Here is a 19,577-nt window from a genome sequence, read left to right as displayed (position 1 = left end):
CAATGGAAGAACAATCAGCTTTTGAAGAGTTTGATGTAAAAAGTAATTTTGTACGACGAAGAAGTTTATTACCAGTCTGGATTAAAATTTTCATTTGGTTATTCTTTTTTACAGGAGTAGTGGGTGCATTCATCCTCGCTTTTGGATTTTTTATGAAAAATACAGAGTTGTCACTTTATGGATTAGAAACTACTGAGCCTTATAGTTTAACAGGTATTCTTATAAGCTTTTTATTTGTTTTTAAAGGAATTGCCTCTTACGGACTTTGGTTTGAAGAAGACTGGGGCATTAAAGTTGCAAAAATTGATGCTATTTTAGGATTCATTATTTGCGGAATTGTAATGATCGTTTTACCTTTCTTTACAAAACATTTTATGCTCAGATTTGAACTTGCTGTTCTGATTCCATACTTTTTAAAATTACAGAAAATAGAAAAAAACTGGATAAGAATATAATACAAAACCTCCAAAATTTTGGAGGTTTTTTTATTTTGAAAAGTATTGAGTTCAGGGTTTCGGCTTCTTCGAAGCCGAAACCCTGAACTTCCAATTAAATCTTATCCTCTTCCAGCAATTCTCTCGCCTGATATTCCTGCACCAGATCGATCGCATTAGAAATCACGTCACTTAAAGCAGTTATGAAAGCTCCTTCTTCGGCCATTCCCATTGCATGTTTTAAGGCATCAATTTCTTTAGGAATAATCTCATAGCTTACATCTCTTTGAGCTTCATTAATACCATCAATAATTAATGCATTAATGTCCTCTTCTTTTCTTCCACGAAGATGTTTTTCGTTTCTGATGATGATGTAATCGAACATTCTTCCTGCGATTTTTCCACACAGTCTGATATCCTCATCTCTTCTGTCTCCAACTCCGGAAATAATACCAATTTTCTTGGTAGATTCTACATTTTTAAGATAATCTTCAATCGCTTCGTATCCGGATGGATTGTGTGCAAAATCAATTAAGACTTTGAAATTTTTAAACTTGAAAACATTCAGTCTTCCCGGTGTAAGCTGCGCGCTTGGGATAAAAGTTCTCAAAGAATTTGAAATATCCTCGATTCCTAATCCTTGAAGATAACACGCCAAACTCGCTGCTAAAACATTTTCGATCATGAATTTAGCTTTCCCTTCCATCGTAATCGGGAAATCTTTTGCTTTTCCGATTCTGATTTTCCAGTCACCTTTTTTGATCGTCACAAAACCTTCTTCATAAACGCAGGTAATTTTCCCTTCTTTTGCGAATTTCTTCATGTGTGGATTATTTTCATCCATACTGAAAATTGCCACATTACTATGCAAATCATTCACAATTCTCATAGAATACTCATCATCCGCATTCATCACGCTCCAGCCGTTTTTCTTTACGCTGTCCAGCACTACCCTTTTTACCTTTGTTAAGTCTTTCAGGTTATGAATATCATTTAATCCTAAGTGATCTTCTTTAATATTGGTTAAAACACCGATATCACATTGAGAAAAACCAAGTCCGGAACGAAGAATTCCACCTCTGGCAGTTTCCAGAACGGCAAATTCTACGGTTGGATCTTTCAGAATAAATTCAGCTGAAAGAGGGCCTGTAGTATCACCTTTCGTCAACATTGTATTCTGAATATAAATACCGTCTGACGTTGTGAAACCTACTCTAAAACCGTTATTTTTAATGATATGAGAAATTAATCTTGTCGTAGTTGTTTTCCCGTTCGTTCCCGTCACCGCGATGATCGGAATTGTAAATGGTTTTCCTGCCGGATACAGCATATCTACAACCGGAGCAGCAACGTTTCTCGGAAGACCTTCGCTTGGAGCAAGGTGCATTCTGAAACCTGGAGCAGCATTTACTTCAATGATGGCTCCACCGCTTTCTTTTAAGGGTTGCGTTAAGTTTTCGGCCATAATATCAATTCCGCAGACATCCAGACCAATGATCTTGGAAATTCTTTCTGCCATTGTGATATTTTCCGGGTGAACCATATCTGTAACATCAATAGAAGTCCCTCCAGTAGAAAGATTAGCCGTTGATTTTAAATACACAACTTCTCCTTTTTGAGGAATCGTTTCAAGTGTGTAATGAAGTTTTTCAAGAAGTTCTGTCGTGTCTTTGTCAACTGCAATTTCAGTTAATACATTTTCATGACCGTAACCTCTTCTTGGGTCTTTATTTTCTTTTTCGATTAATTGCTCAAGATTTAATTCTCCGTCTCCAACAACGTGAGCCGGAACTCTTCTTGCAGCAGCAACCATTTTATTATTGATTACTAAAACTCTGAAATCATAACCTGTAATATATTTTTCAACAATTACTTTTTTTGAATATTTCTGAGCGTGCTCTAAACCAATTTTTGCAGCTTCCCAATCGTTTACATTGATTGATGAACCTTTTCCGTGATTTCCATCCAAAGGTTTTAAAACAATTGGATAATTGATTTTTCTGATAACGCTTTCCAATCCTTCTTCATCCACGATCAAATCCCCGATAGGAACAGGAATCGCTGCATCATGAAGCATTCTTTTGGTTAATTCTTTATTACATGCAATATCTACTGCAATTGAGCTTGTTTTACCCGTAATCGTAGCCTGAAATCTCTGCTGATTAACTCCATAACCAAGCTGTACCAAAGAGTTTGTCCCCAATCTGATCCAAGGAATTCTTCTGGAAACTGCTTCTTCAACGATACTTCCCGTTGATGGACCTAAACGAACACGTTCTCTGATCTCTTTTAGCCTATGAATACAAGCATTCAGATCATATTCTCTGCCTTCAATTAAAGCTTCTGCAATTTCTACGGCTTGTTCGGCAGCGTAAATTCCTGCATTTTCTTCAATATAATCGAAAACTACATTATAAATTCCGGGACTTTTTGTTTCGCGTGTTCTTCCGAATCCGGTATCCATTCCTGATAAAGTCTGGATTTCAAGAGCAATATGTTCAATAACGTGCCCCATCCATGTTCCGGTTTCCACTCTGTGGAAAAAACCTCCGACTACGCCCTCAGAACATCTGTGCGTAATTAAAGACGGCATTAATTTTTCTATTCTTTCTCTGAAACCATCGATTTTATTGGTAGGGAAATTTTCCAGTTCTTCAAGATCCAACCGCATCTGTATCAGCTTTTTTCTTCTTATACTCCAAATATTAGGACCACGTAAAGCCTGTATCTTCTCAATTTTCATAGACATTTTGCATTTTTCTTATTAATGATAACATATTCCAGAATCAAAGATAATGTAAAACCATAAACAAAACTATACCACACTTGTAGATTTCTCAAAATAAAATTGGAAATTATTAATAATTCTAAAATACTCAGGGTCAATTAAAATGTGGTATAGATTTCGCTAAATGTTAATAATTTTTTAAATTTGCACACTATGATGAAACCCGTTGGAAAATTAATCGTTATCGGAGGGGCTGTAAATAAAGGCAGCTTTGCTGAAACCGACTTCGATCAGAATATAGAAAAAAACCTCAATTTCTTTGAAAGAGGTATTCTAAGAAAGATAATTAATGAGTCTAAGCTTAAAGAAAATTCCGTAATAGAAATTATTACGACTGCTTCTCAGATCCCCCAAATTGTTGGTACGGAATATAAGAAAGCATTTGAATTTTTAGGCGCCAAAAATGTAAACATCCTTGATATCCACAATCGTGAGGAAGCCAATTCTGATGCGATGGTGGCAAGAGCTAATGCAGCAGATGTTGTGATGTTCACAGGTGGAGATCAGTTAAGACTGACCTCTATTCTTGGCGGAACAAGATTTCATGATACCATTCTATTAAAATATCAGGAGCAGGATTTTATTTACTCCGGAACTTCTGCAGGAGCAGCTGCCGCATCTGAAAATATGATTTATCAGGGAAGTAGTTCTGAAGCCTTGCTGAAAGGTGAAATAAAAACTACGCAAGGTTTAGGTTTAATTGATAATGTAATCATCGATACACATTTCGTACAAAGAGGAAGAATTGGTCGTCTATTTCAAGCTGTTGTCAATAATCCGAGAACGTTGGGAATTGGTTTGGGTGAAGATACCGGACTTTTTATTCATAATGATACAATGACTGCCGTAGGTTCAGGACTTGTAATTATTGTTGACGGAAGGTTTATTAAAGACACCAATCTTACCAACATCAATCTTGGAGAGCCTATTTCTATTGATAATTTAACCGTTCATGTAATGTCGATGAATGATCATTATGACCTGACGACAAAAACATTGACGATTGAAAATTCTCAATTTAATCCGATTCCACAAGATAAATAAAGGTGAATTGTCAATGGTGAAATGTGAATTTTTCCTACGACAATTATAATTTAACTAATTAATATTAATTTAGATATACTTCTTTATTTGGCTTTGCAATTTAATTATTGTAAGGCTAAATAATTTTAAAAAAATTAATTCGTTTTGACTTTGATATAAAGATTATTCAACGATCTATGAACCTCGTTATTAAATAATTTACTCATTTTTTTGACGCAAAGTTTTATTTTACGGAATGATTTATTGAAGTGAGCAAAGAAGAATCAACCAAGTTGATTTGATGAAGCTGTATTTTCAAGCTTCGCGAAGCAAATTTAATTTGCCTTTGCCTCCTAAAAATCAAAAAATAGGCAATAGAATCTTTGCGTTAAAAAATACAAATGAAACTTTTAAATGATAAAAAGGCATTTCACTATGTCGAAATATCATTCATCGACTAAAAAAAGATAATCTTCGGTTTAACTTATTTCGAAAGACAAATAAATTGATGTTTATAAAAGTTGATTTTGCCAGCCTTAATTTTTATCTTATTTTTAAAATTGACAATTGACTTTTCACAATTGACAAATACAACATTATGAAATTAATCATCCACGGCGGTTTCTTCTCCGAAAGTGACCAAAGCCATGAAGTAAAAACAGCGAAACAAGAATCGTTAAAAAATATTGCTCAAAAGGCCTTTGAATATTTACAGTCAAATTCTGCTTTTGATACGGTAGCTTATGCCGTTTCTCTTTTGGAGGATGATGAATTATACAATGCCGGAATCGGTTCCCAGATCCAAAGTGATGGAGTCATTCGTATGAGTGCTGCGATCATGGATGGTGAAACACAAAAATTAAGTGGTGTCATCAATATTCAGGATGTAAAGAACCCAATTTTCGTTGCTAAAGACTTAATGAAGGAAGATGACAGAGTTTTGGGAGGAATCGGCGCAAAAAATTATGCCACAGAACACGGTTTTGAGAATTTTTCAACTGAAATTCCTCAACGCAGAAAAGAATATGAAGCCAAATTAGCAAATGGCGGAAAAGGAACTGTTGGTTGCGTAGCAATTGATAAAGACAGGAAATTAGCCGTTGCCACCTCAACCGGAGGAAAAGGTTTTGAAATTCCGGGAAGAATTTCTGATTCTGCAACTGTTGCCGGAAATTACGCCAATTCGTTCTGTGCTGTAAGCTGTACAGGCGTTGGCGAAGACATTGTGAGTAATGCTACATCTACAAAAATTGTAATAAGAGTTACAGACGGAATGAGTCTTGAAAATGCTTTTAATAAAACTTTTGAAGAATTAAAAACAATTGACGGTTTCGCAGGTGCCATTGCCATTGATAAACAAGGGAATATCTATCATCAGGATTCTTATCCAACCATGGTATTTGCAAGTTTTGATGGTGAAAATTTTGAAGTTTTTAATTAAATTTTAACATAAATTTATAATTGAATTCATTTTTTTGGCACGTATTTTACATACTTATTAATAACAAATTTTAGTATTAATAATAACATTAAAAAAATAAAAATCATGGGAAACAAAACAAATGGAATACTTGCTTTATTAGGATTAGGTGCTTTAGCTTATTGGAAATATAAAAAATCTACTCCAGAGGAGCAACAAGCAGTAAAAGATAAGATCAACAGTGCAAAAGACAACCTTAATAAATGGGGAAATGATCTTAAAACCAAAGCCAATGACGTAGCTTCTCAGGCTCAGGCAAAATTAGACGAAGCAAAAACAAAAGCTGAAGATTCTTTAAATTAAGACTAGTTTTTTTTAACATTCATATACAAAAAAGTTATCGTAAAATATTTTTACGATGACTTTTTTTGTGCGCTCAAGGCATATACCATTGGTATTTTATTTCCGAATTTTTCGATTCTCCATTTTCTTTTTTCGAATTCGTCAATATGTTTAAAACAAGGATATGGTGACCAATCGAATTCCTGAAAATTTTCAATCGCTAAACCATTTTTAATTAAATTCTGAAAAACTTCGGACAGCGAATGATTCCACATCACATAATCCTGAACAATATCTGCCGAAAAATCTGCGTAAGTTCCCTCATAGGTTTCTACAATTGGTTTTTCATTAAAGTAATTATAATTAATTCCGTTGAAGTCATCATCAAACATCCAAATTACAGGGTGAAATTCTGCCATTACAAATTTCCCTCCAGGTTTTAGGAAATGGTTAATAACATTCGCCCAATTATCCAAATCAGGAAGCCAGCCAATAGTTCCGTAACTTGTAAAAACGATATCAAATTTTTCATTTAAAACATTTGGAAGATCATAAATATCTGAACAAATAAATTCTGTGTCTGTTCCACACTGTTTGGCAAGATCGTTGGCAGCTTCTACTGCTTTATCAGACAAATCTACTCCAATAACTTTTGCGCCCAATCTCGATAAGGAAATGGAATCTTGCCCGAAATGACACTGCAAATGCAAGATACTTTTCCCTTTTACATCTCCTAGAAGATCAACCTCAATAGAATTAAGAGAATTTCTTCCTTTTAAAAATTCATCAACAAAATAGAAATCCGACTTCAAGTGGGGTTCTACTTTGGCATTCCATGATTTTTTATTGATTTCGAGATAATTTTCCATGATTTTAATTTTAGGCTAAAGAATTTAAACTCAATTATTGACCTTGAATAATATAATTCTTCGTGATTAATTTTCTTTCAGGCTGAGTGTTGTCATCCGGCTGAAACCAAACCTCAACTCTACTTCCATAATAATCTCCCCACTCACCTTCTTCAACAGTAATTGGATTACTCAATCCAAACTCTTTTAATTCATCTGTTGGATTATAAACTTCTATTTGAGAGTCTTTTTTAATCTCTTTTTCTGAAAGGATTCTGTTTGTGACAAGGTCAAACATTTTTAAATAGACTTTCCCTTTCTCTGTTTTATTAAGAAAAACCTGATATTTATAATTGCCCGGCATTGAATAATCATACAAAAGGATATCCTGTTTATCAACTTTAAACAAAGATTTTTCTTCATTAAGAGATAACTTTAAAGGCATTTCGGTTTTTACATTATTTGGATTTTTTGCATCACCTTTATATTCCTTGTATGGACTTGTAGGAAGAAAAACGGTAAAGAAAAGCATGGCTACAAATGTAACAATAAGAGTAAAGAAACATTGTTTAATTCCCTCTTTAAACTCTTTCATAAACATTTTTGCAATACCCAAAATAAAGCAGAAAAAGTAACCAATAAATGGTAAACAAAAAAACAAACCCCATATTAACGCTCTCGTTGGTAAAATAATAAGGCAAAGCCAGCAAAATACCGTGAAAATGGTAAAAATCAATGGTGCCGAATACCATTTTCCGTTGATTAATCTAATAATGAATGCCTTTATCATAACCTTTCTAATAATTTCTTTTTCTGTTCTGCAAATTCAGCTTCTGTTAATACTCCCATTTCTCTCAATTTCCCCAACTTTTCCAATTGTTCAAAAATAGCTTCTGCAGGTTCTTTTTTTACATTTTCCGGTGCTTTTTCGGGGGTTTGTTCAGTCTTTGAAATAACTTGTTTAAATATATCAAACGGTGAAGATTGATTATTAGAGCTAAATGAATGATCATTTATAGAAATATGAAAACTTTCTTGTTTAAACGATTGCTGTTGAACAGCTCCTGAACGACCGATGTAATCTTTTATTCCATCGTAAAAAGCTTTGGCTGCACTTTTATTATATAATTTAAATTCTGCAGTTGAACCTTGTGTATATATCTTCATCGAAGAAGTCAGAATACCTGAATCATATTCTACAGAAGATATTTTATCATGCATAAATTCATTCTCAACAACACCTCCAAAGAATTTTTTATCGATAAACACGATTCTTTTTTGTGTAGAGAAAACAATTCCTTCACGGTTGTTACCCAAGTATTTTCCTTCTGCAATGGCGATAATTTTTTCGCCATTATCCAAAATATTCACCAATTCTTTCACTTCACTTTCTACAAAAATGCTGAGTTTAGCATTAAGCGCAACGATTTGATCTTTAATCTCATCAAGTCTTGTCGGCTGATCGTAATCCTGAAAACTGTTCGGATCAAAAAAAGTATTGACCGGTGTTTCCATTTTTGGAGTTTCAATAATTGGTGTAGCGATATTTTCTTCAAAATCATCAACTTTTCCGCCAAGGATAATTCCTCTTACTTCCGCAAGATTAAAACTTCCGATTGAATTTACAAGGTCTTTATTAATATTTGTCGCTTTATTGAAGCATTTATTGCATAAAATACTGCCGTCCGACAGTTTATTTTCGCCCAAAAGCGTATCCATAGACGTTAAGGGTGTTCCGCACAATGCGCAAATGATATCCATCTGATTTTTGGTTTAATAGTTTTAAATTATATCAAACAGAAAATAAATTCCATAAGAATAATCCAAATTACGAATTTGTGTTTAATTTTTACCTGAATGAAAGACTTATTTAAGTTTTTCAAGAAGTTTCTGCTTCTGCTCTGCAAATTCTTCTTCCGTTAAAACTCCGCTTTCTTTCAATCTTCCTAATTGTTCCAATTGATCTAAAACTGTAGGTTCACTTTTTGGTTGAAAAGTTTCTTTCGGACGAGCCATAAAATTTCTTACTTTTTCGCAAAACAGTTCTGCATAATACTTTCCTACTCCATCGATCTCAAGAACATTTTCTGAAATATGAATGTCTATTGAGGCCAGCATAAACTCTTTTTCATATTGAATTGAACTTACTTTATCGTAAGAAAAATCTTCAACTTTTAATCCGTACATGAATTCTTTATCAACAAAAATCAACCTTCTATCGGTAGCCACCAAAATAATGTGGTGTTTGGTTGTTTTGTTTCGACCTTCAATGAGATAAACTATTTTTTCGTCTTTCGAAAGAATCTCCGGTAACTCACGGATTTCTTTTCTGGCAAAAATCGTAGGATTGATGTCTAGCTTTTCTAGTTCTTCTTTTATTTCGTCAAGTCTTGATTTTTCGCTCATGTATTTTTAGTTTTAAAATAATTTTATGAACCTAAATTACTATTTTCCTCAAATATAATTGAATTCAACTTAAAATTTTGATTTTTCAGTTGGTATAACAACCGAAGTATAGAGACTGTAAAGCTCCCAACCTAATGATTCATATAAAGATTTCCCTTGTTCCGTTGCAACCAAAAAGTTATTGGAAACACCTTTCGATAAAGCTATTTTTTCAAGCTCTTTCATTATAAAAGTGGCGAGACCTTTTCTTTTATGATTAATTTCGGTTGAAATCCTATCATAAACAGCCAAATCATCAACAATAACAACCCTGCCTATTGAAGCCAGTTCATTATTTTTAGTAACAATTTTAACGACAAAAGTTGAGTTATAACTATCAAATTCTATTTTGTAGTTTTCATGAAGATCAATATCCGGAATATTCATTCGATGAAAACAAAACATCATATAACCCTGCGGCTGAACTTTCCATTTTTCAGGGATTTTATCTTTAAAATCATCAAAAGCAGTACAGACTTTCAGAAAAATCCAAGGCTCTTCAATTGAATTTGCTAATTGAAAAAAATCGTCATTAAGTTCTGCAAAAACATAACGGGTTTTCTGTTTTTCATCATTAACATTTACTTTAAAACCGGATTTATATTTAGATGGTGAAGGTAATTCTCTTGATAAACACCAAGCTTTCAACCATTTTCCCACTATATCATTAGAAATGTCCTTTTCCATGTATCAATTATGTTTTATTTTCAAAACAAATATAGATCATAAATCTCTTGAATATTAAAATAAATCCCGACCTTTAATCTTCGTAAATCCTTTGGATAGGGAATTTACAAACATTTAGAAACTTAAATTTTAGAATTAATAAAATAAATTTATGAATAAAAAGCATATTATTGTAATAGGCCTAGGAGGTGTCGGTGGTTATTTTGGTTTTAAAATTAATCAGACCAATGAATCTTCACAAGAACATACGATATCATTTATCGCAAGAGGTGAAACTTATAAAAAAGTAAAAGAAGATGGATTAACGTTGATTTCTCCTGAACACCCCAATAAACAAACACACCCAAACTCGATTTACAAAAACATCAGCGAAATTGTACATCCAGATCTGGTATTGATTTGTGTGAAAGAATATGATTTGGAAAGAGTTTGCAATCAACTAAAGGAAGTGATTACCAAGGAAACAATTTTGTTACCAATGATGAATGGCGTTGATATTTATGACAGAATAAGAAAAATAATCCCTGAGAATGTAATTTTACCGTCTTGTCTATATGTTGCCTCTCATATTAAAGAAAAAGGAATTGTGGAGCATAAAGGAAAAGCAGGAAAGCTAATCATAGGAAGAGATCCACAACATCTTTCTGCTTCTATCGATTGGGTGGTCAACATCATAAAAGACAGTCAAATAGATTTTGATTTTAAAGATAATTCGTTGATTGATATTTGGACAAAATTTATTTTTGTGGCAAGTTTTGGTTTGGTAACGGCTAAATACAATTCTTCGATCGGAACCGTATGCGCCGATTCTTCCCAAAGAGCTGAGGCTGCTGAAATTATGAAAGAAATACAGTTAATTGCTGCCCAAAAAGAAATTCATCTCGGAGAAAACATAATTGATAAGACCTTTGAAAAAGCCTCTACATTTCCGCCAGAAACTCCAACTTCTTTGCAATTGGATATCAATTCTAAAAAAGACAACAGCGAACTAGAATTATTTGCAGGCGCTATTATAAGATACGGAGCCGAACTAGGAATTCAAGTTCCTTCTACTCAAAAGCTCTATGACGAATTAAAAGCTAAAGTAAAATAAGCTTTTAATTTAAAACTGATAAAAATAATGAGCCTTCCCAATATTAAGAAGGCTCATTTTTATGACATTATTATTTATCCTAAAAACTCTTCAAGAGAAACCGTTTTTTGCTCTCCGGCTTCAAGATTCTTAAAAGTAACGTTTCCGTTTTTAAGTTCTTCTTCACCTAAGAAAACAAGGTTTTTAATTCCTTTTTTTTCTGCATATGTGAATTGTTTTCCGATTTTTGCATTTTCGGGATATAATTCTGCTGAAATTCCTTTTTCTCTTAACTGCATGATCAGTTTTAAAGCTTCCAAAGTTTCTTCACCTCCGAAATTGGCAAACAGATATTCAACTTTAGAGGTAGCTTCTTCAGGGAAAAGTCCTAGTTCTTCTACGACAAGATAAATTCTGTCAAGACCAAAAGAAATTCCAATTCCCGGAATATTTTTCACTCCGAAAACTTCAGTAAGATTGTCATATCTTCCACCGCCGCCGATGGAACCCATTTGAACTTCGTCAGCTTTAACCTCGAAAATAGCTCCTGTATAATAATCTAATCCTCTCGCTAATGTAATATCAAAAACAAGATTTTGAATATCAACGCCAAGACTTATGGATTTAGTTAAAACAAATTCCAATTCTTCAACACCTTTTGTTCCTACTTCATTTCCAACAAATTTTTCTTTTAATTGAAGAAGATTTTCCAATGCATCATCAGATTGAGTGAATAGAAAATCTAATTTATCAATCGATTCCTGAGAAATTTCTCTTTCCAATAATTCTTTAACAACGCCTTCTTTTCCAATTTTATCAAGCTTGTCAAGAGCAACAGTGAAATCAATTAATTTATCTGTAATTCCTGCATATTCAGCCAATCCGGAAAGAATTTTTCTGTTGTTTAAATGGATCGTCACTGGAACTTTTAAATCAGCAAATGATTTTAAATATAACTGAACCAAATCTACTTCCTGAAAAAGACTTTCGCTTCCTACAACGTCTGCATCGCACTGATAAAACTCTCTAAATCTTCCTTTTTGAGGGCGATCTGCTCTCCAAACCGGTTGGATCTGATAACGTTTGTAAGGGAAAGTTAATTTCCCGTGATTCATAGCTACGAATCTTGCAAAAGGTACAGTAAGGTCGTAACGAAGAGCTTTATCTGAAATTTGAGACGTTAGTTTTTGATGACTTTTATTTTCCCAATCTTCCTGATTTACTTTAGAGGTATAATCTCCTGAATTTAAAATTTTAAAAATCAAACGATCTCCTTCTTCTCCGTATTTTCCTGTCAATGTTGAAAGGTTTTCAAAGCTTGGGGTTTCCAATGGCTGGAATCCAAATAATTCGAAGTTTTTCTGTAAAATATTAATGATATATTTTCTTCTTGAAACTTCTTCTGCTGTAAAATCTCTCGTCCCTTTTGCTAAACTTGGCTTCATTTTATAATTGATAAATGATGATTAATAATAGATATAATTGCAAAAATAAGGAATTGAAAGGACTTTTTAAACTCAATAAAAAAAGTCGAAGAATGGATCCTCCGACTTCTCATTTTTATTTTCATCATTTCTGCTCTAGTGATCTATTAAAAAATTAGATATTTTCAAGGATTTCTAATATTTCTTCACCATAATTTTCAATTTTATGCTTTCCAAAACCTTTGATCTCTAGCAATTCTTCTTTTTTGACGGGTTTATATTTTGCTACAGACATCAATTCTTTATTGGTGGCGATAAAATAAGAAGGAAGATTTTGTTCTTTTGCTTTTTCCGAACGCCATAATTTTAAAGCATTTAAAATCTTTTCTTCATCATAATTGAGGGTATCATCTTCGAGAGAATATTTGGCTGTTTTAGTTTCTTTTACAGTATTTGAAGGTTCTTTTATCCTTAATTCTTCAAAATACAGAACAACAGACCAATAATTTTCATCGTGTACAAATGCGGTTTCTACTTTAATAATTTCGTGAGATTCCAGAAACCGGTCAAGCATTTCCTGATCCTGATAAAGAAATTCTTCGGGTAATCTTATTTTAAAAACTTTTACTTTCATCATTTGTGTTTTTGCCGTTATTTAGCTCCTAATAATAAGATTTCATCTACTCTAATTTCCGTAATATATCGCTTTACGCCTTCCTTATCATCATAAGATCTGTACGTTAATTTCCCTTCAATAGCGATTTCTTTTCCTTTTGAAACATATTTTTGAAAGATCTCAGTAATTTTCCCGAAGAATACCAAATTGTGCCATTGTGTTTCTTCTACTTTTTCACCTTTTGCATTAGTGTAATGGTCGTTTGTAGCTAAAGATACAGTTCCTTTGACAGCACCGCTATCGAAGTTTACCACCTCTACTTCTTTTCCTGTGTAGCCTATTAATTTTACTTTGTTTCTTAGTGACATACTATATAATTTTTAAGATTAATGATTCAGATAAGAGACGTTCACTATTTTCTCAAATCTCTGTGGCAAAGGTTGTAGAAATCGAAAATCAGAATCGGTATAAAACTATTTAAATTCGTTTGTAGTCGTTTACAATCGGATAAAGCAAAAGGTATTAATTACAAAAAACCGCCTAAGAGAGACGGTTTTTATATAGTAAAAATGAGTTTGATTAATGGAGTTTCAATTATACAAAAAGAGGGAATTTCTTGTATAATTTTTTGTTTTCTTTGTGTTGTTAGAATCTATTGCCTTTTAATTATAAATAATTGCATTGATAACTTATTTTAATAATATTAATGAAAAGCTATTTTGTCCGGCATTAACTCGGGTTACATTTGATGTACATCCTCCGCCATTACGCACAAGCATGTAATAAGTTCCCGCCTGCAAATAACCTACATTCGCCGAATAAATGAAATCATAAATAGTTCCGCTCGCAAAATGTGCATCCTGCTGAACATAGGGCTGATTAGCTGCAACAGTAGTACTGGTTGACAAATTATAGGCAATATACACCCCACAACCAGCAGGCGCTTTGTCTGTAAGTAATTTAGGACTTATAAGATAATATCCGGGAATCGTTACTGTAGCAACAGAACCTACCCAAGCATAACTCGTTCCTATATTAACCGAACCCCCAGTTGTCGAATTAATTACAACAGGAGGTGACGAATTTTGCCAGGTTCCTACTCCATTATTATCCGAAACTAAAAGTTTTCCGTTTCCTTCTGTTCCGTTTACAATTCTTAGGGCTCCGTTTGTACTATTATTTATATGTAGTTTGGATGTTGGAGAATTCGTTCCTACTCCTACGTTTCCATTAGATATTACCGTAAAATCATTTAATTGCTGGGTCGCAGTTGGCAATCCTGTTGATGGATTATCTTTAGCTGCATCAATAGTAAACTGACCTTGTGGATTGGAAGTATGAATACCAGTCTGGGAAAAGGCACATCCTGACAGAAAGAACATTAAGAAAACAATATTCTTTTTCGTTTGCATCTTATTCCGCTTATTTTTATAAATCATAGGTAGCAAGTTATTTTAATAATGTAAGGGTAAAACTATTCTGACCGGCATTAAGCCTTGTCGTATTCGAAGTACAACCTCCACTGTAGCGCACAAACATATAATATGTTCCTGCTTCCAACAAAGCAACATTGGTAGAATAAATAAAATCTGTAACAGTACCCGGTGCAAAGTGGGAATCCTGAAGTGGGAATGCCGGATTTAAAATAGCTGTAGAGCTTTTGCTTAAATTATATGCAATAAAATTTCCGCAGTTTGCAGGAGTTTTATCTGTAATTAAACGAGGACTTATAAGATAATATCCCGGGATAGTAACCGTTGCAGAAGAACCGATCCAAGTGAAAGCAACAGCCAGCGGCACCTGAGTTCCCGTGGTAGAAGTAACAATAACTGCTGGACTTGAATCCTGCCAAGTTCCAACTCCATTTACATCAGAAACCAAGATCTTACCATTTGCCTGCGTACCATCTGTTAATCTAAAATCACCATTTATATGAACTTTATTCGTTGGCGCATTCGTTCCGATACCTACATTTCCTGTAGATGTTACCGTAAAGTCATTTAATTGTTGAGCAGCATTGGGCGTTCCTGTAGCAGGATTATCTTTAGCTGCATCAATAGTAAACTGACCTTGAGGATTAGAAGTGTTAATACCAACTTGGGAATAATAAAATGTAGAGAACAAAACTGTAACTAAAAGTATTGTTTTTTTCATGTTTGAATTGAAATTAAGTTTGATTATTAGTAATTAAGGGGGAAAATTTATCAGAATATTTCAAAATTTGTTGAAATATCACCAAAGGTAAATCAATTAACATTACAATTACTAATTTTAAAGCCTTTTAATATAAATAAATTGTTAATTTTATCAATATTAACGAAAAATTTAAATCAATAATACAATTATTAAATAAAATTTATATTCTATTATTACATTAATAAATAGTATTAAAAATATTTTCTCTAAATCTCTTCACAGTCGTTTGAAAACGGATAATTACGTATCTTTGAATATCTATGAAGAAAACAATAAAAAGAACATTCAGAGTTTCAAAATATGTAATATATAAAGAAACGCTGGTTGATTATAAAGAACATTTCTGGTCATTTTTAGGCGCATTCTTTGGAATTGGACTTATTGCATTTATCCAATCTCATCAACTATTGCAGGCGGAAAATGTATTTTTGATCGGTTCTTTTGGGGCCTCAAGTGTTTTAATTTATGGAGCCATTCAAAGTCCGTTGGCACAGCCTAGAAATTTAATTGGCGGTCATGTACTTTCTGCTATTGTCGGCGTTACCGTTTATAAAATTGTTCCCGATATTATTTGGTTATCCGCTCCGTTAGCCGTTGCATTTTCCATCATATTAATGCAATACACCAAAACTCTGCATCCTCCAGGTGGAGCGACAGCTTTAATTGCCGTGAGTTCGACAGGAAAAATTCCTGAATTAGGCTATTGGTATGTGATTTCTCCCGTTTTGTCGGGATGTATTATACTGTTGATCGTTGCTCTGTTCTTCAACAATCTCACCCCAAACAGAAGCTACCCTACGCACAACAGATTTATAAGATTATTGAGAAAAAAACAAACACACAGAATGAAAAAGTAAAAAATTATGGATTGTCTAGAATGTGGCGAAAAAATTATCGGTCGGTCAGATAAAAAATTCTGCAACGATGCCTGCCGAAATGCCTACAATAATAAGCAGAATAAAGATTCTAATAATTTTATGCGAAACGTGAATAATAAACTTCGTAAAAATTACAGAATTTTAGGTGAAATAAATATTGACGGGAAAACTAAAGTTCCTAAATCTAAATTAGATGGCTTGGGTTTTGATTTTGATTATTTCACCAATTTTAAAGTCTATAAAAATGGTTCCGAGTACAAATTTATCTATGATTACGGCTATAAATTGTTAGAAGATGATTTTGTTTTGATTGTAAAAAATCAAGCATAATCTACATTAAAATTAAATTTAATTATTATGAAAGAAGTTGTTTTGATTACCGGGGCCAACGGAATGGTTGCCCAGGAATTATCCAAAAAGCTTGAAAAAGAATATTCTGTACGATTTTTAACCCGAAAAAAACAACGTGCTAACGACTTCGAATGGAACATAAAAAATGGGACAATCGATGAATCTGCCTTTGAAAATATTTCTCACATCATTCATTTAGCCGGAGCCAATATTTCTGAAAAACGCTGGACTGATGAGCGAAAAAAAGAATTGATTTCAAGCCGTGTAGATTCTGCAAAATTACTTTTAGATACATTAAGAAAGAAAAATATTAAACTTAAGTCTTTCATTTCAGCTTCAGGAATTAATTATTATGGAACTATAACAACGGAAAAAATCTATACTGAAGACGATTCTCCCGGAAATGACTTTCTAAGTGAAGTTGTTGTGCTTTGGGAAAGATCTACAGATGATTTTAAAGAACAGAATTTAGCAGAAAGAGTCGTGAAAATTCGTACAGCAGTCGTGCTTTCAGAAAAAGAAGGAGCTTTAAAAAAGATGTTACCAACGATAAATTTAGGCATCGGTTCACCTCTCGGAAACGGAAAACAATATATGCCTTGGATTCATGTGAAGGATATTTGCTCTATTTATGAATTTGCTTTAAAAAATTCAAATATAGAAGGAGCTTACAATGCGAATTCACCACAACATACAACGAACGAAAATTTAACTAAGAAAATCGCTGAAGTCGTTAAAAAACCACTGTTTATGCCAAATGTTCCGAGTTTTGTTTTAAAACTGATATTTGGAGAATTGGCAGACGCTTTGCTGGAAGGTTCACGAGCATCTTCACAAAAAATTCAGAATGCAGGATTTCAGTTTGAATTTCCTGATTTAAAAGCAGCTTTGGAAGATCTGCTCAACAAAAAATAAATTAAAATAAAAATTACAAAATATATGAAACTGTTATTTTCATTAAGCCTTTGTTTATCATTATCTATGACAACTTTTGCTCAAAAAAAGGAAGCTTTAAGCTCAAAAGATAAGGCAATTGTTGAACATTTTAAAAATGATTACAAAAAGAAAAACTATAAAAAATTCGAAGGTAAAATAATCGTAAAAGATAATCTTGTTCAGTTTGATGACAAGGTTATTAATTACAATAAATCTGATAAAACCACCAAATTATTTTTGCAGGAAGGACTCATTTATCCACAGCTTCTGACCGATTATCAAATGGAAAAATTCCTTGACGAAACGACAGATAAAAGCCAGAAAAGATTTTTAAAACTTCAAAAAGATCCTCGTGCTTCTTTTGATGTGAACAATATGAGAATCAATTCTTCTGATGAGCTTGTTTCATTAAGCACAGATCCAAAAATCAAGAGATTTAAGCTTGTATGCAACGATAATAAAATTCCGGGAACACCTATTTATATCATTGAATTAACCAATAAAGGTGCGACAAAAGACACTTCTTCTGAAGAATTTATCAAAAATTCAAAACTGACTTATCTTCAACAATTATAGTTGAAAATTAACTATTGATATAAGTTTAAAATTTTAATACAGAACAAATCCCTAATGCAAAATAGCAAAGTAAAGATCTTAAAAACAGAAATTTTATCAGATAACTGGTATACTTTAAATAAAATCACCTACGAAAAAATAAACAGCAATGGTTCCGTACAAACCCAAAGCAGAGAAGCTTACGACAGAGGAAATGGCGCAACAATTCTTTTGTATAATCAAGATCTGAAAACTGTTATTTTAACGAGACAATTCCGTTTACCTACTTATATCAACGGAAATTCGGACGGAATGCTTATTGAAACCTGCGCCGGATTATTGGACAACGACAATCCCGAAGAATGCATAAAAAGGGAAACCGAAGAGGAAACCGGCTACAAGATCTCAAAAGTTGAAAAAGTTTTTGAATCTTACATGTCGCCCGGTTCCGTAACTGAAATTCTACATTTCTTCATCGCTGAATACTCTAAGGAAATGAAAACCACTAACGGCGGCGGATTGGAAGAGGAAGGAGAAGATATTGAAGTTTTAGAGCTTTCTTTTGAAGATGCGCTTGCAATGATTGATTCGGGTGAAATCAAGGATGCGAAGACGATTATGTTGTTGCAGCATGTGAGGGTGAAAAAAATTATGTAGAATTACAAATAACCATGAAAAACAAACTAAAACTAAGAACTTTACTTTCATTAACCCTTTTATTATTTTTTCTACCTTTTTTACGGACTTGTTCGGATCAATCGTTAGATAAACTAATTCCTGTTCCTACTGAGATTACCCAAGGTAGTGAAACTGTGGAGACAGTTATCAATGACACCATTAAAATAGAAGTTCTATCTAAGCAAGAAAGTAAAAAACTTTTAAAAAATGCTTTAGAAGAGCGAAAAGTAAATATTCAAAAAGCAAAAAAAGAGTACACGTATAATTTTTATAGTCTTTTACTAAAGATTTTTGAATCCGGTAAAAAAGAGTTTAATACATCGATATTCTTTGATTTAAGTTTTTATCCAAATTTAACATTAGTGCTGTTTTTTATTTCGACAATAACTATGTTGATTCTTTCATTTTTTGAAAAAATAACTTTCATTAAAATACTCGGGATTTTAAATCTTTTTTTATTAATTACTTCAATAATTCTTTATTATGCTTGTGAAGTCATTGAAGATGTAAACCAAATCAAAATAGGGTTTTACCTGATTTTCATCAATACATTTTTGATAGTACTTTTAAGTGGGAAAATGAGAAGAAACAGATTGTAAAAAAAACACTTCATAAATGGCAAAAATATCAAAGACACAAATCATATTTATTATCTGTTTTATTGTGCTATTTTTATTACAAAACTTTGTATTAAAACCTACCATAAAAAGAAAAATAACTGTATGATGACTTAAAAGATTTTAAAAATTATTCTTGGAAATATACGCTTTCAATTTTTATTGTAATTACAACTGTAATAATTTTCATCATAAGAAAAAAACTTAAAACAATTCAAATTACGAGAATTTTTTTAATATTAATAATCTATGGAATAGGTTTTTATT

General features: G+C 32.7%; 22 protein-coding genes. 11 read left to right on the top strand and 11 right to left on the bottom strand.

The features are described 5' to 3' along the window. Positions 1 to 2 precede the first annotated feature (2 nt). Positions 3 to 455 carry a hypothetical protein gene (locus A0O34_RS18405; RefSeq protein ID WP_066757990.1) on the top strand — a complete coding sequence of 151 codons (453 nt, stop codon included), beginning with the start codon at positions 3 to 5 and terminating at the stop codon, positions 453 to 455. A gap of 94 nt (positions 456 to 549) precedes the next feature. Here A0O34_RS18405 and cphA read toward each other — a convergent pair whose 3' ends face one another. Then, a complete protein-coding gene (gene cphA, locus A0O34_RS18400; protein ID WP_066759824.1) occupies positions 550 to 3,177 on the bottom strand; it encodes a cyanophycin synthetase in 2,628 nt (875 codons plus the stop codon). Positions 3,178 to 3,378: 201 nt separating this feature from the next. Between cphA and A0O34_RS18395 the strand changes: the two genes are divergently transcribed. The 3 genes from A0O34_RS18395 (at position 3,379) to A0O34_RS18385 (ending at position 6,028) form a co-directional block, all read left to right on the top strand. Further along, complete coding sequence (locus tag A0O34_RS18395) at positions 3,379 to 4,266, top strand: cyanophycinase (RefSeq protein WP_066759822.1); 888 nt, start codon at positions 3,379 to 3,381, stop codon at positions 4,264 to 4,266. A gap of 577 nt (positions 4,267 to 4,843) precedes the next feature. Beyond that, positions 4,844 to 5,686 (top strand): isoaspartyl peptidase/L-asparaginase, encoded by an 843-nt coding sequence (locus A0O34_RS18390; protein ID WP_066757988.1) that lies wholly within the window; start codon positions 4,844 to 4,846, stop codon positions 5,684 to 5,686. 105 nt (positions 5,687 to 5,791) lie between these two features. Continuing rightward, positions 5,792 to 6,028: a YtxH domain-containing protein gene (locus A0O34_RS18385; protein ID WP_066757985.1), complete on the top strand. Its 237-nt coding sequence runs from the start codon at positions 5,792 to 5,794 to the stop codon at positions 6,026 to 6,028. 50 nt (positions 6,029 to 6,078) lie between these two features. On the opposite strand, the gene A0O34_RS18380 is transcribed toward A0O34_RS18385, so the two are convergent. The 5 genes from A0O34_RS18380 to A0O34_RS18360 form a co-directional block, all read right to left on the bottom strand. Continuing rightward, on the bottom strand, positions 6,079 to 6,876 hold the full coding sequence (locus A0O34_RS18380; protein WP_185097268.1) for a class I SAM-dependent methyltransferase: 798 nt from the start codon (positions 6,874 to 6,876) through the stop codon (positions 6,079 to 6,081). A gap of 34 nt (positions 6,877 to 6,910) precedes the next feature. Further along, on the bottom strand, positions 6,911 to 7,450 hold the full coding sequence (locus tag A0O34_RS18375; RefSeq protein ID WP_157886063.1) for a hypothetical protein: 540 nt from the start codon (positions 7,448 to 7,450) through the stop codon (positions 6,911 to 6,913). A gap of 191 nt (positions 7,451 to 7,641) precedes the next feature. Continuing rightward, entirely contained in the window at positions 7,642 to 8,616 is a 975-nt protein-coding gene (locus A0O34_RS18370; protein WP_082891204.1) for a PH domain-containing protein, read from the bottom strand. Between the two features lie 105 nt (positions 8,617 to 8,721). Then, a complete protein-coding gene (locus A0O34_RS18365; RefSeq protein ID WP_066757965.1) occupies positions 8,722 to 9,261 on the bottom strand; it encodes a PH domain-containing protein in 540 nt (179 codons plus the stop codon). A gap of 69 nt (positions 9,262 to 9,330) precedes the next feature. Further along, positions 9,331 to 9,987 (bottom strand): GNAT family N-acetyltransferase, encoded by a 657-nt coding sequence (locus A0O34_RS18360; protein WP_066757963.1) that lies wholly within the window; start codon positions 9,985 to 9,987, stop codon positions 9,331 to 9,333. Between the two features lie 151 nt (positions 9,988 to 10,138). On the opposite strand from A0O34_RS18360, the gene A0O34_RS18355 reads away from it, so the two are divergent. Next, positions 10,139 to 11,080 carry a ketopantoate reductase family protein gene (locus A0O34_RS18355; protein ID WP_066757961.1) on the top strand — a complete coding sequence of 314 codons (942 nt, stop codon included), beginning with the start codon at positions 10,139 to 10,141 and terminating at the stop codon, positions 11,078 to 11,080. Positions 11,081 to 11,154: 74 nt separating this feature from the next. Here the strand turns inward: A0O34_RS18355 and hisS are convergent, their stop codons facing one another. The 5 genes from hisS to A0O34_RS18330 form a co-directional block, all read right to left on the bottom strand. Continuing rightward, positions 11,155 to 12,504: a histidine--tRNA ligase gene (gene hisS, locus A0O34_RS18350; protein ID WP_066757960.1), complete on the bottom strand. Its 1,350-nt coding sequence runs from the start codon at positions 12,502 to 12,504 to the stop codon at positions 11,155 to 11,157. Between the two features lie 154 nt (positions 12,505 to 12,658). Beyond that, complete coding sequence (locus A0O34_RS18345; RefSeq protein WP_228394315.1) at positions 12,659 to 13,120, bottom strand: HRDC domain-containing protein; 462 nt, start codon at positions 13,118 to 13,120, stop codon at positions 12,659 to 12,661. A 14-nt stretch (positions 13,121 to 13,134) separates the two neighbouring features. After that, positions 13,135 to 13,467, bottom strand: coding sequence for a single-stranded DNA-binding protein (locus A0O34_RS18340; RefSeq protein ID WP_066757956.1), 333 nt, complete (start codon positions 13,465 to 13,467; stop codon positions 13,135 to 13,137). A 321-nt stretch (positions 13,468 to 13,788) separates the two neighbouring features. Then, the gene (locus tag A0O34_RS18335) at positions 13,789 to 14,511 is read right to left on the bottom strand and encodes a hypothetical protein (RefSeq protein ID WP_066757955.1); all 723 of its coding nucleotides are present in this window, start codon (positions 14,509 to 14,511) and stop codon (positions 13,789 to 13,791) included. Positions 14,512 to 14,548: 37 nt separating this feature from the next. Then, the gene (locus A0O34_RS18330) at positions 14,549 to 15,253 is read right to left on the bottom strand and encodes a hypothetical protein (protein ID WP_066757953.1); all 705 of its coding nucleotides are present in this window, start codon (positions 15,251 to 15,253) and stop codon (positions 14,549 to 14,551) included. Between the two features lie 302 nt (positions 15,254 to 15,555). Between A0O34_RS18330 and A0O34_RS18325 the strand changes: the two genes are divergently transcribed. From A0O34_RS18325 to A0O34_RS18300, 6 genes are read left to right on the top strand one after another with little or no spacing between them, the layout of a single operon-like run. Next, a complete protein-coding gene (locus A0O34_RS18325) occupies positions 15,556 to 16,152 on the top strand; it encodes an HPP family protein (RefSeq protein WP_066757951.1) in 597 nt (198 codons plus the stop codon). Positions 16,153 to 16,158: 6 nt separating this feature from the next. Continuing rightward, entirely contained in the window at positions 16,159 to 16,503 is a 345-nt protein-coding gene (locus A0O34_RS18320) for a hypothetical protein (protein ID WP_066757949.1), read from the top strand. A 27-nt stretch (positions 16,504 to 16,530) separates the two neighbouring features. After that, positions 16,531 to 17,439 (top strand): TIGR01777 family oxidoreductase, encoded by a 909-nt coding sequence (locus tag A0O34_RS18315; RefSeq protein ID WP_066757939.1) that lies wholly within the window; start codon positions 16,531 to 16,533, stop codon positions 17,437 to 17,439. Between the two features lie 24 nt (positions 17,440 to 17,463). Further along, positions 17,464 to 18,036 carry a hypothetical protein gene (locus A0O34_RS18310; protein ID WP_157886062.1) on the top strand — a complete coding sequence of 191 codons (573 nt, stop codon included), beginning with the start codon at positions 17,464 to 17,466 and terminating at the stop codon, positions 18,034 to 18,036. 54 nt (positions 18,037 to 18,090) lie between these two features. Then, positions 18,091 to 18,672, top strand: coding sequence for a GDP-mannose pyrophosphatase NudK (gene nudK / locus A0O34_RS18305; protein WP_066757927.1), 582 nt, complete (start codon positions 18,091 to 18,093; stop codon positions 18,670 to 18,672). A 14-nt stretch (positions 18,673 to 18,686) separates the two neighbouring features. Beyond that, complete coding sequence (locus A0O34_RS18300) at positions 18,687 to 19,292, top strand: hypothetical protein (RefSeq protein WP_066757926.1); 606 nt, start codon at positions 18,687 to 18,689, stop codon at positions 19,290 to 19,292. The last annotated feature ends 285 nt before the right edge of the window (positions 19,293 to 19,577 follow it).

It is taken from the genome of Chryseobacterium glaciei (assembly GCF_001648155.1).
Taxonomy (GTDB): domain Bacteria; phylum Bacteroidota; class Bacteroidia; order Flavobacteriales; family Weeksellaceae; genus Chryseobacterium; species Chryseobacterium glaciei.
Note: the sequence above shows the minus strand (reverse complement) of the source record. Positions and strands in the feature narration are given on the sequence as shown.